Genomic DNA, 13,459 nt, shown 5'->3' on the forward strand with positions numbered 1-13,459 from the left:
GCTAGCGGCGTAAGCTGATAAAAGGATGTTGTTCCAATAAGCATGGGGTGCAAATGCTGAACTTTCAAATTACGCGGCGCTTTTTTCTGATACTTATCGCTGCCCTCAGTTCGCTCATAGTCGTTTCCGCCGCTGCGCGTCAGCTACAGGTCACTGTGACCGATCTTCACGGCAAGCCGCTGCCGCAAGCAGTTGTTTCAACCGATCAACCGCGCACTGAACCTGCCGCGCAAACAGCTGTGATTGATCAGGTCAATCGCTTGTTTACCCCATTTATCTCAGTTGTTCAGCCAGGAACACAGGTAAGTTTTCCCAATAGTGACAATATTCGCCATCAGGTGTACTCGTTTTCTCCCAGCAAAACATTCGAGTTGCCTCTTTATAGTAATTTAGAGGCGCCGGCGATCACTTTCGAGCAGCCCGGTATTGTCGTGCTGGGGTGTAATATTCATGATCACATGCGTGCGTACCTTTACGTAAGTCCACGTGCGCAGTCGACGGTGACGGATGCAAATGGCCGGGCACAGGTGAATTTTTACCTCGACAGTGGTGAAGTTTATGTCTGGTATCCGGGGCTGGGGCAGACACTGACCAGTGAACAAAAAGTAAGCGTGCCTGCTGGGCAAACTGAACTGAGGGTGCAACTGCCGGTTGAGCCGCAGCAACAAACGCCGCCTGAGCCGTCAGCACTGCAACAACGCTTTAATAAGCTAAAAGAACATGCGCATTAGTTTTCGTTCGCGGTTACTGTTGCTATTTATCAGTCTGGCTGGTGGCGTGCTGCTGGTGACCTTGCTGGCGGTTTCGGTGGCCACCGAAAAGCAGGCGCAACTGACGGTCGAACGCGAACTTCAGGTGAGTGAGCGGGTATTGGCCGAGCTCATACGGGTGCGTGGCGAACAGCTACTACAAGCGGCACAAGTCCTGGCGGACGATTTTGGCTTTCGCGAAGCGGTAGCAAGCGGTGATCGCGCCACCCAGGTTTCTGCCATGGTCAATCATGGTGACCGCATTGGCACCGATTTAATGGCGCTTTATGGTGTCGATGGCGAAGTGCTGGCGAGCACGCATGATTTGTCGGTTAGCACAGATGTTTCTGAGTTGCGGGGGTTGCGTCAGGTCGATGAGGACTTGTTTCAGCTGGTTACGGTTCCGGTGCGGGCCCCCGATACCATCGCCTATGCAACGTTGGGTTTTCGCCTTGATGATGCACTGGCGCAGTCGCTGCAGGAACTGACCAACGCCGATCTTTCCTTTTACGATGCACAGCATAGCCTGATTTTTGCCTCAAGCCTTCCTGCTGCGGCGCAGCAGGGGTTGATTGCGGCGGCAGAGCAGGGGCAACTGCAAAGCTGGTTAACCGCAGAGCAAATGGCAGGACACATCGCCAGCCTGAGTACGGTCGACTTATTAATCAGTACATCACGCGAGGATGTGACCCAGCCTTTTCAGGTACTGCGTACCCAGTATCTGGGGTTTGGATTAGCGACCTTACTGGTTGCTCTGGTCTTTGCCATTGCGACCGCGCGTTATTTTAATCAGCCGCTGGCGCGTTTGACCGCTGCGGCTGAAGCGTTACGGCGGGGTAATTACCAAATCCCCCTGGACCTGCAACGCCGCGATGAATTTGGTCAGTTAGGTGAAACCTTTAATACCATGCGTGACGCCATCGCTGAGCGTGAGCAACGCATTGTTTACCAACTTGAGCATGACCTGCTGACCGGTTTGCCGAACCGCACCTCGTTGCAAAAGCATTTGCATGGACTGTTAGCGGACCGACGTCAGGGCATGATTCTGGTACTGAATATTGTTCGTTTTCGCGCATTAAATGATCGTCTGGGCCAGCGCTTTGGTGACCAGATCCTCTGTCTGGTGGCCAATCGGTTGCGCGATTTATACCGCGACCAGGCTCATGTAACACGACTGGCCGGCGATGAGTTCGTGGTCGTCGCAGAACAGTCACAATTGTCTGACTCACAGTTACGCGAGCGCTTAATGGCGTTAGTAGAAACACCCTGGCGCGTCAAAGAGGCGACCTATCGTCTTGAATTTCGCGCAGGTACTGTGCGCTTTCCGGAGTTTGGCGATGACGTTGACGTGCTGTTACGCCGGGCGCAATTGGCGGCACAGCTGGCCGGAACAAATAAAGGTTTAGTTGAGGACTATCAACAAGGCAGTGATGAAGAATATCTGCGCCGCTTACAGATATTACAGGCCTTGCCTGAAGCCATCAGTGCCCGCCATTTACAGCTGCATTATCAGCCCAAGCTAGACTGTCGTAGTGGCACAGTGGTTGGCGTGGAAGCGCTGATTCGCTGGCACCATCCGCAATTAGGCATCATCCGCCCCGATGAATTTATTCCGCTGGCAGAGCAGTCAGGCGATATTCTCAGGGTCACGGAGTGGGTTTGTGAAGCGGCTTTGGATCAGCAACAGTACTGGTTGGAGCAAGGCCATGCGTTGCAGATGGCGATCAACCTGTCGGCGCTTGATCTGCAAAACGAGGCGCTGGTCAGCCATTTAACTCAGCAACTGCATCAGCGTCGTTTGTCACCACAGCGCTTAACGCTTGAGGTCACCGAAAGTGCAGTGATGGCTGACCTCGAGCAAGCTCAACTGCGGCTGGCACAACTGCGCGAGTCGGGTATTCAGATCGCGCTGGATGATTATGGCACCGGTTATGCGTCACTGGCGCAACTGAAATACCTGCCAGTTGATGAGCTCAAGCTGGATCAGAGCTTTATCCGGCGCCTGCAACACGAGGAAAGTGACCGCGTGATTGTACAGTCGACTTTGTCACTGGCGCGTCAGTTAAACCTCAAGACCGTCGCTGAGGGTGTAGAAGAAGAACCCGCCTGGCAATTATTGCAACAGATGGGCTGTGACACTTTGCAGGGCTACTACTTTTGCCGGCCACTGGCGCCGGCAAAGCTGGAGCAGTGGCTACAGCAGACCGCCCCCGCTTTTCAAGGAAAAGAGCTATGAAGTTTCTATCGTTACGACTGTGGCTGGTGGCGGGGCTTGTTGCTGCGCTAAGTGTTGAGCAGGCGCTGGCCAATGAAGGAAAATTATTAGCGACAGGCGGGGTGAGCAGCATAGAGGGTAGTGGTGGTGGCGGACTGGTGCCCTGGGCAACCACCGCAACTTATGCTGAGAAAAATCAGTGGGGGGTGACCGCCAATGCCAACTTTGCTGATGTTGATGACTTTCAGCTGGGCGTACAAAGTGTGAACTTCAGCTACGATAACCGCATCGAGGTGAGCTTTGCGAAACAACGACTGGGACTCAACACCATTGGTGGCGCGTTAAAACAGGATATTTTCGGCGTTAAAGTACGTGTGTTGGGTGATTTAATTTATGGCGATCTGCCGCAATTCAGTCTCGGTCTGCAACATAAGCGCAATCAGAGCTTTGCACTGCCGGCGGCGGTCGGTGCACATGATGATACCGGCACCGATATATACGCCAGTGTCGCCAAAGCCTGGTTAGCAGGTCCGTTTGACCGCACCTGGGTGGCCAATTACACCCTGCGCGCAACCAAAGCGAACCAACTGGGTTTACTTGGCTTCGGCGGCGATAAAAATAACGACTACAGTTATATGAGTGAGGCAAGTGTGGCGATGTTTTTAAACCGCCACTGGCTGGTCGGCGCAGAATATCGGCAAAAGCCCGACAACCTTGGCTTCGTGCGGGAATACGACTGGCGCGATGTGTTTGTCGGCTGGTTTCCGAATAAGTCGGTGGCGCTGGTGGTTGCTTATGTCGATCTGAAGTCAGTCGCTGGCTTACCTGATCAGACTGGCGCTTATGCGTCATTACAGATAAGTTTTTAGGAGCTGGAATGTTGTCAGTAAAAAAGGCTTTGTTTGGCGCACTACTGCTGCTGAGTGTGGCACCATCGTCAGCACTGAGCTCAGAACTTTATCAGCAACTGGGGAAAAAAGCTGGCATTGACCAGCTGATGACAACCTTCGTGTTCGCGATAGCCGAAGATGAGCGGGTGATCGAACACTTTGCCCGGGTCGATATTGAGCGTTTCCACCAGATGATTAGCCAACATGTTTGTGAACTGGTGGGCGGGCCGTGTCGTTACGAGGGAGCTGATATGGTTGAGGTGCACACTGGCATGGCGATCACCCGCGCGGAATTTAACGCGATTGTGGAAAACCTCATACACGCCATGGAGCAGGAACAGGTCCCCTTAAGTGCGCAAAATCAGCTGCTGGCGATTCTGGCACAGTTTCATGGTGATATTGTCGGTAAGTAACGATTCGGGGGTGAGTTATGACGAAGATGACCGAGAACGCTATTTTGGTCGACACCCATTGGCTGGCGGAGCATAAGGACGATCCAAAGGTTAAGGTATTTGATGCCAGTATGGAAAAAATTATCGGCCGCGAACCCTTAGTTTACGAGCAAGCGACCCTCATTCCCGGTGCCTTTGATCTGGCGCTGGAACGTCATCTGACGGCAACGAACAGTCAATTACCCAATGCTTTTCCTGAATTGGAGCAGGTTCAGTCGTGGTTACGCCAGCAGGGCGTCAACAACGGCGATACCCTGGTGGTGTACGATAATCAGGGCATTTACTCGGCGCCGCGCGCCTGGGTGATCCTCAAAGCTTTAGGTATGGAAAACGTACTGATCTTAAATGGTGGGCTACCTAAGTGGCTTGCCGAAGAGCGGCCGGTGACGGCTACCTATGCCACTGCGGACGAGCCGGGGCATGTGGTGCTAAAACAGCAGCAGCATTGGCTGGCAACCTGGGAGCAGGCGCTACAAGTTAGTCAGTGTGGTACCTTTGCGTTGCTCGACGCGCGCTCCTATGAACGCTTTCGGGGTCGTCAGCCGGAGCCCCGCGAAGGCATGCGCGCCGGACATATTCCGGGTGCCAAAAATGTGCCTTTTGCTGAAGTTCTGCAGGGTAGTGAGTTTAAGCCGGTCAGTGAGCTGCAGCAATTGTTGCAACAGCACCTGTCAGATCCGGAGCAACCAGTGATTACCAGCTGTGGGTCGGGTGTAACGGCCTGTATTTTGCTGGTAGCAGCGCGTCTGGCCGGCTATCAGCAGGTGCGCCTGTACGATGGTTCTTGGGCGGAGTGGGGCGTGCGTCGTGATTTACCGGTAGCGACAACGTAAAAAGGCCTGCGAGGCAGGCCTTTTTGCATACCAGAATGGCTTAAACGTTGAAGCGGAAAAGAATCACGTCGCCGTCCTTAACGATATAATCTTTACCTTCTTCGCGACGTTTGCCAGCTTCTTTGGCACCTTGCTCACCTTTATGGGCAATGTAGTCGTCAAAGCCAACCACCACGGCACGAATAAAGCCTTTTTCGAAATCGGTGTGAATTTTACCCGCAGCTTGCGGTGCGGTAGCACCAATCGGGATGGTCCAGGCACGGACTTCTTTCGGGCCAGCGGTGAAATAGGTTTGCAGGTTCAACAATTCATAACCGCCGCGAATGACCCGGTTCAAACCAGGTTCTTCAATGCCTAAATCTGCCATAAACTCAGCTTTTTCGTCGTCATCCAGCTCAGCAATTTCTGATTCAATTTCAGCACATACCGGAACCACAATCGCATCTTCTTTGGCAGCGATTTCCCGAACCTTATCGAGGTAGGGGTTGTTTTCAAAGCCATCGTCATTGACATTTGCGATGTACATGGTTGGCTTCAACGTGAGCAAGTTATACGAGCGAATCGTAGCGCGCTCGTCTTTGCTCAGCTCAACCGAGCGGGCCATGTCACCATTTTCCAGTGCCGGCAATAATTTCTCAAGCACGGCGATTTCCGCTACGGCTTGCTTGTCGCCACCTTTGGCTTTTTTGCCTAAACGGTGAATCGCTTTCTCGACGCTGTCGAGGTCAGCTAACGCGAGTTCAGTGTTGATGACTTCAATATCTTCTTGCGGATTCACCTGGCCAGCAACGTGCACAATGTTATCGTTTTCAAAACAACGTACAACGTGGCCAATGGCATCGGTTTCACGGATGTTGGCAAGGAACTGGTTACCCAGGCCTTCGCCCTTAGATGCGCCTTTTACCAGGCCCGCGATATCGACGAATTCCATGGTCGTAGGCAATACCCGCTGCGGGTTCACGATTTCAGCAAGCTGATTTAAACGTGGGTCGGGCACCGCAACCACGCCGGTATTCGGTTCAATGGTACAGAAAGGGAAGTTAGCTGCTTCAATACCGGCCTTAGTTAAGGCATTAAACAAGGTAGATTTACCAACGTTAGGTAAGCCTACAATACCGCATTTGAATCCCATATTAACTCTCTCTCTGTGCTTTAAAACTGTGCAGCTGCTGCTGTGCAGCACGCATATCCTGATCAAGCAACAGTTCTATACTGTTGCAGGCTTGCGCAATGGTATCGTCCATCATATGCTGCTCGGCGGCGGGTGCTTTGCCCAACACATAGCCAGTCACTTTACTTTTATGACCAGGATGACCGATACCAATACGTAAGCGATGAAAGTCGGGGCTACCAAGGGCCGCGATCATGTCTTTAATGCCGTTATGTCCGCCACTACCGCCACCGGTTTTAAACTTCGCAACCCCGGGAGGCAGATCGAGTTCGTCATAAGCGACCAGAATTTCATTAGGCGCAATTTTAAAAAAGTTGGCGAGCGCTGCCACGGCCTTGCCACTTTTATTCATAAAAGTCATAGGCTCAAGCAGACGCAGGTCCCAGGCACCTTTTTGTAAGCGCGCGGTGTGACCGAAAAATTTAGTTTCTGGTTGCAGGGTCAGGGCATGCCGGCGGGCAAATTCTTCTACCAACCAGAAGCCTGCATTATGACGGGTTTGCGAATATTCGGGGCCTGGATTTCCCAGGCCCACGAGTAGACGAATTGTCGACATAGGGTCTTATTCTTCGTCTTTTTTGTCTTCTTCAGCTTCTTCGCTTTCTTTAGCGGTTGGTACTTCTGGAGAAACTTCTTCGCCTTCTTCAGTTTCTTCTTTCTCAACACGCGGAGCAACGATAGAAACAACCGCCTGATCGTGATCTTCGCCTTTGGTCAGCTCGGTCAGCTCAACACCGTGAGGCAGTTGCAGGTCGGTTAAGTGCAGGTTGTCACCAATTTGTAGCGCTGCTACGTCAACTTCCAGGTACTCAGGCAAGTCTTTCGGTAAGCAGGTGATTTCGACATCGTTGATGTGGTGAACAACAACACCGCCTTCGTCTTTCACGCCTTTCGCAGTCTTCTCGTTCAGGAAGTGCAGAGGTACATGCGTGTGTAACTTCTGATCTTTCTCAACGCGTTGAAAGTCAAGGTGAGTCAGCTTTGGCTTGTATGGGTGACGTTGTACGTCTTTCAAGATAGCCTGTTGCTTCTTGCCGTCGACGACCAGGGTCAGAATGTGCGAATAGAAAGCTTCGTGGTCTGCCATGTTGTTCACTTTGTTGTGATCAAGAGTCAGAGAAACGGCTTCTTTGTTCGCACCGTACAAGATAGCAGGCACTTTGTCTGCGCGACGCAGGCGGCGGCTCGCACCTTTCCCTGTATCAGTACGCAGTTCTGCTTGAATAGTAAAATCAATGTTCGACATGTTGGAGTGTCTCCGTTAAATAAAAATAAGCCGGTTATTCGCGACCAAATACCGGCACTTTCCTCAATGACCAAACGCATTTTGCGACAGTCAAATTCGAGGGCGCGGAATAGTACCACCCACGCCCTCTGATTTCAATCAATACTCGAACATTGCCGAGATCGATTCTTCGTTACTCACCCGGCGCAGGGCCTCTGATAACATGCCGCTAAGGGTCAGCTGATGGACCTTCTCCAGCGCTTTCATATCGCTGCTTAACGGAATGCTGTCAGTTACGACGACCTGATCAATATTCGATTCGCGGATGTTCGCTACTGCATTGCCGGAAAAGACCGGGTGTGTAGCATAGGCATAGACATTGCGCGCACCATTGGCTTTCAATGCGTCAGCGGCTTTACACAGGGTACCGCCGGTGTCGATCATGTCGTCAACGATAATGCAGTCACGGTCCTGCACGTCACCAATAATGTGCATGACTTGTGATTCATTGGCGCGCGGACGACGTTTGTCGATAATTGCCAGGTCGATATCATTCAGTAATTTGGCAATGGCGCGGGCGCGAACGACGCCACCGATATCAGGCGACACGACCACCGGGTTGTGAAAGTCCTGCTTGCGCAGGTGCTCTAACAACACCGGACTGCCAAACACGTTGTCTACCGGCACGTCGAAGAAGCCCTGAATTTGCTCGGCATGCAGGTCAACGGTCAGCACGCGGTCTACGCCAACACTGGACAGGAAGTCGGCCACTACTTTCGAGGTAATGGGGACCCGTGCCGAACGCACGCGGCGATCCTGACGCGCGTAACCAAAGTACGGCATCACAGCAGTGATACGGCCAGCCGAGGCGCGACGCAGGGCGTCGACCATAACGATCAGTTCCATCAGGTTGTCGTTGGTCGGCGCACAGGTGGACTGGATAATAAAAACGTCAGAACCGCGAACGTTTTCGTTAATTTTTACACTGATCTCACCGTCACTAAAACGGCCAACTTCGGCGTCGCCGAGTTTGATATAGAGTCGGTCAGCAATCTTTTGGGCGAGTTCTGGCGTGGCGTTGCCAGCAAATAGCTTCATGTCAGGCACACTAAACCTCAGTCATGGTTGGTCAGGTTGTCAGTTGAAGCCTGCCGCAGTTGCTGGCAGACCGGGGATTCATTCAGGCCGCGCGCGACGAAGCCGCGCCATTGTGCGGGCAGATCAGCAAGCGCCGCACGAGCCAGTTCCTGGCTTTCAAAGGTACCGAAAAGACAGGCGCCGGTACCCGTCAGCCGAGTTGGCGCGTATTCTACCAACCAGTCAAGGGCCTTGGCAACTTCGGGGTAGAGTCGGCGGACCAGTGGTTCGCACACATTTGTGGTGGCACGTTGTTGCCAGTCGTCAACACTTACCGGCTGGCAGTCCCGGGTTAAGTCAGGGTGGCGGAACAACTCCGCGGTGCTAATGTGCACGCCCGGATCAACAACCAGGTACCAGGGACTGGGCGGGTCAACCGGATAAAGTTGCTCGCCAATACCTTCGGCGAAGGCGGCGTGGCCGTGGACAAAGACCGGCACATCGGCGCCTAGTTCAAGGCCAAACTGCGCCAGTTGGGTGGTGCTAAGCCCCAGTTGCCATAACTGATTCAGGGCCAGTAACGTGGTGGCAGCGTCAGAGGAGCCACCGCCGAGTCCACCGCCATAGGGCAGGCGTTTATCGAGAATCATACGCACGCCCTGAGGTACTTTTTGCTGTGTTTGCAACAATCGCGCCGCGCGCACGACCAGATTCTCGTCGTTGGCCAGCGCCGGGTCCGCACATTCCAGCTCAATCGCATTGCCTGCCAGGCGGGTAAAACTTAACACATCATGCTGGTCGAGAAACTGAAAAACGGTCTGCAGCTCGTGGTAACCGTTGTCGCGTCGACCGGTAATATGCAGGAACAAATTCAGTTTTGCCGGCGCGGGCAGTACTATAGTTTCCATGCTTTCACTCTTAATTTAATGCGCCACTGCTCACTCATCAGCTCAATGTCGGTGGGCAAAAATAACGGCGCGTCGGCGCTGCCATGCGCCTCATAACGGGCCAGCTGTACTGTCCATAGCTGATCTTCAGCAGCGACACGGTAACTGAACAAAGGCGCGTAGGGGAGTTCATCTTCGTTCAGAAGCTGGTAGCGTTGTGCCGAGGCGTCGGCGGGTTGCGCACCAGTGACCACCCGCTGTAGTAACTCAACCGGTAACGCAAAGGCAAACAGGCGCTGCACCAGTTGCTGGGCCGAACGACCATAGTAAGCCTGGCCATCTTCATCATAATAGACGGCGCCGCTGGGGTCTTGTTCCAGCCGTGCCAGCGTACCTTTCAGCGGGTGATAAAAGCGCAGGTTGAGTTGTTGTGGCTGCTGTTGCCATTCAAGGTAGACAGCGTCACGCTCGTCGGCACTCAAATTAAACAACGCCAGCTGCCCGGTCAGTTGCCATTGCTCTAACGCTGCGACCCTGGCCTGATGTCGCGCTACCGCATTGCTATCGATTGCGGTGACCGGAATTTCTTCAGGAGGCGCTGCACAGGCGCTTAGCAAGAGACTGAACAGCAGCAATAAGCGTAGTTTCATGGACTTGTCCGACAGTTGGTATGCTTTTCATCATGCGGCCTTTAACGTACAATTAGCGGCGTTTTGCTGTGCCAGAGGCTCGCTTTTTTTCATTATGACTATTTTTGCACTCGGTGTTAACCATAAAACCGCTTCCGTGGATTTGCGCGAGCAAATCGCGTTTTCACCTGAGCAGTTGCACCAGGCGTTACCTGCATTGCGTGACCAGACTGGTGTGCGCGAGGCGGTGATTATTTCGACCTGTAACCGCACCGAAATTTATTGTCACGCCGATGGCGCCAGCGCGCCGTCCAGCGATTTACTGCTCGGCTGGCTGGCAGGCTATCATGGTGTGTCAGCCACAGCATTACAAAGTCATAGTTATTGTCACACTGACGCGCAGGCGATCGATCATCTGATGCGCGTTGCCAGTGGTCTGGACTCTTTGATTCTTGGCGAGCCACAAATACTGGGACAGGTGAAGCAGGCCTATCAGTTTGCCAAGAATCAGGCCAGTGTCGGTGGCATTCTGGAGCGCCTGTTTCAGCAAACGTTTCATATTGCCAAACGGGTGCGCAGTGAGACCGCTGTGGGTGAGAACGCCGTATCGGTGGCATTCGCCGCAGTAAATCTGGCGCGCCATATTTTCGCCGAGCTGCAACAGGCATCGGTATTATTGGTCGGCGCCGGCGATACGGCTGAGCTGGTAGCACAACATCTGACCGAAATTGGCGTCAGCCGCCTGATGGTTGCCAACCGTACCCTGATGCGCGCCGAGACCGTTGCCAGCAAGTTTGCCGGTCAGGCACATACGCTTGGCGAGTTACCTGAATTGCTGCCACAAGCGGATATTGTGATTTCTTCCACCGCCAGCACCTTGCCGATTATCGGTAAAGGTTTAATCGAAAGCGCGCTGAAGCAACGGAAACGCAAACCGATGCTGCTGATTGACCTGGCCGTACCACGTGACATTGAGTCCCAGGTCGATGAACTAAATGATGCTTATCTGTACAGTGTTGATGACCTGCAGGGCATTATTCAGGAAAACATGCGTAACCGTGAAGAAGCGGCGGCACAGGCGCTGGCGATGATTGCCGAGCAAACCGAAAGTTTTATGACCTGGTTGCGCGGCCTGGATCATGTCGACGTACTGCGTGATTTTCGACAGCATACTGAACAACTAGCGCAGGAGCAGTTGCAGCGGGCGCGGAATCAGCTGGCGGCGGGCAAAGCTGCCGAAGAGGTCATGGCAGAGCTTACGCAACGCCTGACCCAACAGTTTTTACATGCGCCGACACGGTCTATGCGTGAGGCGGGTGCCAAAGGTGATTATCAGACACTGGCGGTGTTTCAGCAACTTTACAATGATAACGACTAAGGTTTCTTATTCATGATGAATCCTTCGATTACCCGCAAACTTGAAGCGCTGCTTGAGCGCTATGAGGAAGTGCAGCACTTGTTAAGCGACGCTGGCATTATTGCGGATCAGGAGCGCTTCCGTGCGCTCTCACGGGAATATTCACAGCTTGAAGAGCTGGTGAAATGCTTCCGCGATTACCAACAGGCGCAGGAAGATGCGCAGGCCGCTGAAGAAATGCTGGCCGAAGACGACGCCGAGATGCGCGAAATGGGGGCGCTGGAGCTGGAAAGCGCGCAAACCAAACAGGAAACGCTCGAGCAAGAGCTACAAGTACTGCTGTTACCCCGCGATCCAAATGATGACCGGCCTTGCTATCTGGAAATTCGTGCCGGTGCCGGCGGTGACGAGGCCGCTATTTTCGCCGGTGATTTGTTCCGTATGTACAGCCGTTATGCCGAGCAACATGGCTGGAAAGTCAGTATTGTCAATGCCAACGAGGGCGAGCACGGCGGTTACAAGGAAGTGATAGCCCATATGTCGGGCGACGGCGCCTATGGTCGGATGAAATTCGAATCCGGTGGCCATCGCGTGCAGCGCGTGCCTGAGACCGAGTCGCAGGGCAGGGTTCATACCTCGGCCTGTACAGTGGCGGTGCTTCCTGAAGTGCCGGAAGCCGAGGCGATCGAAATTAACCCGGCGGATCTGCGGGTAGACACCTACCGGGCATCAGGTGCCGGTGGTCAGCACGTAAACCGTACTGACTCAGCGATTCGTATTACCCACTTACCCTCAGGTATTGTCGTAGAGTGTCAGGATGAACGCTCGCAACACAAGAACCGGGCGAAGGCGATGTCGGTATTGCAGGCGCGTCTACAGCAACAGGCCGATGAAAAGCGCCGGCATGAAGAACAGTCAACCCGTCGTAGTCTGGTGGGCAGTGGTGACCGCTCAGAGCGTATCCGCACCTATAACTTCCCGCAGGGTCGGGTCAGCGATCATCGCATCAATCTGACCTTGTACCGGCTTGATGAAGTACTGAACGGCGCGCTGGATCTTATTCTCGACGCGATTGTGCAGGAGCATCAGGCGGACCAGCTGGCGGCATTGGCCGAGCAACAAGGCTGATCATGCACATCAGTGCTTTGTTACAGCACGCCCAACAGTGTCTCAGCGCCAGTGAGACCCCCCGGCTGGACGCTGAAGTGCTGCTGGCGCATGTGCTGCAACAAAGCCGCACCTATCTGCATACCTGGCCTGAGCGTGAGGTCAGTGAACCTGTGTTGCAGCAGTTTATGGCACTGCTGCAACAACGCCAGTCCGGAATACCTGTCGCACATTTATTAGGTGAGCGCGAATTCTGGTCGCTACCACTTAAAGTCAACGACAGTACCCTGATTCCACGACCGGACACCGAACTGTTAGTCGAGAAAATTCTCGAGCTCAATCTGCCGTCACAAGCACGGGTTCTGGATCTGGGCACCGGCACCGGCGCTATTGCCTTAGCCCTGAAGAGCGAGCGTCCGCAGTGGCAGGTGACGGCCGTCGACAAGTCAGCTGCGGCAGTGGCGCTGGCAAAAGCGAACGCTGCACGACTGCAACTGGCGTTGCAGATCTTTCAGAGTGACTGGTTCAGCAGTTTAGCGGATGAGCACTACGACCTGATTGTCAGTAATCCGCCGTACATTGCCGCAGACGACCCGCATTTGCAGCAGGGAGACGTGCGGTTTGAACCGCATTCAGCGTTGGTAGCCGATGCCGCGGGCTTTGCAGATTTGGCCAGCATTATTCATCAGGCCCCTGATTACCTGCAACCCGGCGGCTGGTTGTGGCTGGAGCACGGCTATGAGCAGGCGCAGGGATGTCGCGACTTATTAGCGAGCCGCGGCTTTAGCGCAGTTCAAAGCCTGCGCGATTATGCTAATCTGGAGCGCATTAGTTATGGACGTTGGCGCAATAAGGAGGCGAATTAAG

14 protein-coding genes are annotated in these 13,459 nt (G+C 53.7%); 8 read left to right on the forward strand and 6 right to left on the reverse strand.

Annotated features, from left to right (window positions below):
• The first annotated feature begins 53 nt into the window (after positions 1-53).
• Genes CWI71_RS08585 through CWI71_RS08605 form a run of 5 tightly spaced genes read left to right on the forward strand, consistent with a single transcriptional unit; the run spans position 54 to position 5,139 of the window.
• On the forward strand, positions 54-731 hold the full coding sequence (locus tag CWI71_RS08585; RefSeq protein WP_126754853.1) for a methylamine utilization protein: 678 nt from the start codon (positions 54-56) through the stop codon (positions 729-731).
• Positions 721-2,985, forward strand: a complete 2,265-nt coding sequence (locus CWI71_RS08590) for a putative bifunctional diguanylate cyclase/phosphodiesterase (protein ID WP_126754854.1) — start codon at positions 721-723, stop codon at positions 2,983-2,985. The genes CWI71_RS08585 and CWI71_RS08590 overlap by 11 nt, the downstream gene beginning before the upstream one ends.
• On the forward strand, positions 2,982-3,833 hold the full coding sequence (locus CWI71_RS08595) for a DUF3034 family protein (protein ID WP_126754855.1): 852 nt from the start codon (positions 2,982-2,984) through the stop codon (positions 3,831-3,833). The genes CWI71_RS08590 and CWI71_RS08595 overlap by 4 nt, the downstream gene beginning before the upstream one ends.
• 8 nt (positions 3,834-3,841) lie before the next feature.
• Positions 3,842-4,267 (forward strand): group I truncated hemoglobin, encoded by a 426-nt coding sequence (locus CWI71_RS08600; RefSeq protein WP_126754856.1) that lies wholly within the window; start codon positions 3,842-3,844, stop codon positions 4,265-4,267.
• Positions 4,268-4,284: 17 nt separating this feature from the next.
• Positions 4,285-5,139, forward strand: a complete 855-nt coding sequence (locus CWI71_RS08605; protein ID WP_126754857.1) for a sulfurtransferase — start codon at positions 4,285-4,287, stop codon at positions 5,137-5,139.
• Between the two features lie 40 nt (positions 5,140-5,179).
• Here the strand turns inward: CWI71_RS08605 and ychF are convergent, their stop codons facing one another.
• The 6 genes from ychF to lolB form a co-directional block, all read right to left on the reverse strand.
• Entirely contained in the window at positions 5,180-6,271 is a 1,092-nt protein-coding gene (ychF, locus tag CWI71_RS08610; protein ID WP_126754858.1) for a redox-regulated ATPase YchF, read from the reverse strand.
• Between the two features lies 1 nt (position 6,272).
• Entirely contained in the window at positions 6,273-6,866 is a 594-nt protein-coding gene (gene pth, locus CWI71_RS08615; RefSeq protein ID WP_126754859.1) for an aminoacyl-tRNA hydrolase, read from the reverse strand.
• Positions 6,867-6,872: 6 nt separating this feature from the next.
• Entirely contained in the window at positions 6,873-7,556 is a 684-nt protein-coding gene (locus CWI71_RS08620; RefSeq protein WP_126754860.1) for a 50S ribosomal protein L25/general stress protein Ctc, read from the reverse strand.
• A 138-nt stretch (positions 7,557-7,694) separates the two neighbouring features.
• On the reverse strand, positions 7,695-8,642 hold the full coding sequence (locus CWI71_RS08625; RefSeq protein WP_126754861.1) for a ribose-phosphate pyrophosphokinase: 948 nt from the start codon (positions 8,640-8,642) through the stop codon (positions 7,695-7,697).
• A gap of 8 nt (positions 8,643-8,650) precedes the next feature.
• A complete protein-coding gene (ispE, locus tag CWI71_RS08630) occupies positions 8,651-9,520 on the reverse strand; it encodes a 4-(cytidine 5'-diphospho)-2-C-methyl-D-erythritol kinase (protein WP_126754862.1) in 870 nt (289 codons plus the stop codon).
• Positions 9,508-10,149, reverse strand: coding sequence for a lipoprotein insertase outer membrane protein LolB (lolB, locus tag CWI71_RS08635; RefSeq protein WP_126754863.1), 642 nt, complete (start codon positions 10,147-10,149; stop codon positions 9,508-9,510). The genes ispE and lolB overlap by 13 nt, the downstream gene beginning before the upstream one ends.
• A 94-nt stretch (positions 10,150-10,243) precedes the next feature.
• Here lolB and hemA point away from each other — a divergent pair, with 94 nt between their 5' ends.
• The 3 genes from hemA to prmC are packed head-to-tail and all read left to right on the forward strand — an operon-like array spanning position 10,244 to position 13,458.
• Positions 10,244-11,506 (forward strand): glutamyl-tRNA reductase, encoded by a 1,263-nt coding sequence (gene hemA / locus CWI71_RS08640; RefSeq protein WP_126754864.1) that lies wholly within the window; start codon positions 10,244-10,246, stop codon positions 11,504-11,506.
• A gap of 15 nt (positions 11,507-11,521) precedes the next feature.
• Complete coding sequence (prfA, locus tag CWI71_RS08645; protein ID WP_126754946.1) at positions 11,522-12,613, forward strand: peptide chain release factor 1; 1,092 nt, start codon at positions 11,522-11,524, stop codon at positions 12,611-12,613.
• A gap of 2 nt (positions 12,614-12,615) precedes the next feature.
• The gene (prmC, locus tag CWI71_RS08650) at positions 12,616-13,458 is read left to right on the forward strand and encodes a peptide chain release factor N(5)-glutamine methyltransferase (protein ID WP_198678768.1); all 843 of its coding nucleotides are present in this window, start codon (positions 12,616-12,618) and stop codon (positions 13,456-13,458) included.
• The last annotated feature ends 1 nt before the right edge of the window (position 13,459 follow it).

It is taken from the genome of Pseudidiomarina insulisalsae, assembly GCF_003987065.1.
In the GTDB taxonomy this organism is placed as follows: Bacteria; Pseudomonadota; Gammaproteobacteria; order Enterobacterales; family Alteromonadaceae; genus Pseudidiomarina; species Pseudidiomarina insulisalsae.

What these genes read in the sequence shown, in the direction of transcription:
- hemA (WP_126754864.1), top strand. Translation starts at nt 10,244, where the DNA reads ATGACTATTTTTGCACTCGGTGTTAACCATAAAACCGCTTCCGTGGAT.
- prfA (WP_126754946.1), top strand. Translation starts at nt 11,522, where the DNA reads ATGAATCCTTCGATTACCCGCAAACTTGAAGCGCTGCTTGAGCGCTAT.
- CWI71_RS08595 (WP_126754855.1), top strand. Translation starts at nt 2,982, where the DNA reads ATGAAGTTTCTATCGTTACGACTGTGGCTGGTGGCGGGGCTTGTTGCT.
- prmC (WP_198678768.1), top strand. Translation starts at nt 12,616, where the DNA reads ATGCACATCAGTGCTTTGTTACAGCACGCCCAACAGTGTCTCAGCGCC.
- ispE (WP_126754862.1), bottom strand. Translation starts at nt 9,520, where the DNA reads ATGGAAACTATAGTACTGCCCGCGCCGGCAAAACTGAATTTGTTCCTG.
- CWI71_RS08585 (WP_126754853.1), top strand. Translation starts at nt 54, where the DNA reads ATGCTGAACTTTCAAATTACGCGGCGCTTTTTTCTGATACTTATCGCT.
- CWI71_RS08600 (WP_126754856.1), top strand. Translation starts at nt 3,842, where the DNA reads ATGTTGTCAGTAAAAAAGGCTTTGTTTGGCGCACTACTGCTGCTGAGT.
- CWI71_RS08620 (WP_126754860.1), bottom strand. Translation starts at nt 7,556, where the DNA reads ATGTCGAACATTGATTTTACTATTCAAGCAGAACTGCGTACTGATACA.
- ychF (WP_126754858.1), bottom strand. Translation starts at nt 6,271, where the DNA reads ATGGGATTCAAATGCGGTATTGTAGGCTTACCTAACGTTGGTAAATCT.
- lolB (WP_126754863.1), bottom strand. Translation starts at nt 10,149, where the DNA reads ATGAAACTACGCTTATTGCTGCTGTTCAGTCTCTTGCTAAGCGCCTGT.
- pth (WP_126754859.1), bottom strand. Translation starts at nt 6,866, where the DNA reads ATGTCGACAATTCGTCTACTCGTGGGCCTGGGAAATCCAGGCCCCGAA.
- CWI71_RS08590 (WP_126754854.1), top strand. Translation starts at nt 721, where the DNA reads ATGCGCATTAGTTTTCGTTCGCGGTTACTGTTGCTATTTATCAGTCTG.
- CWI71_RS08605 (WP_126754857.1), top strand. Translation starts at nt 4,285, where the DNA reads ATGACGAAGATGACCGAGAACGCTATTTTGGTCGACACCCATTGGCTG.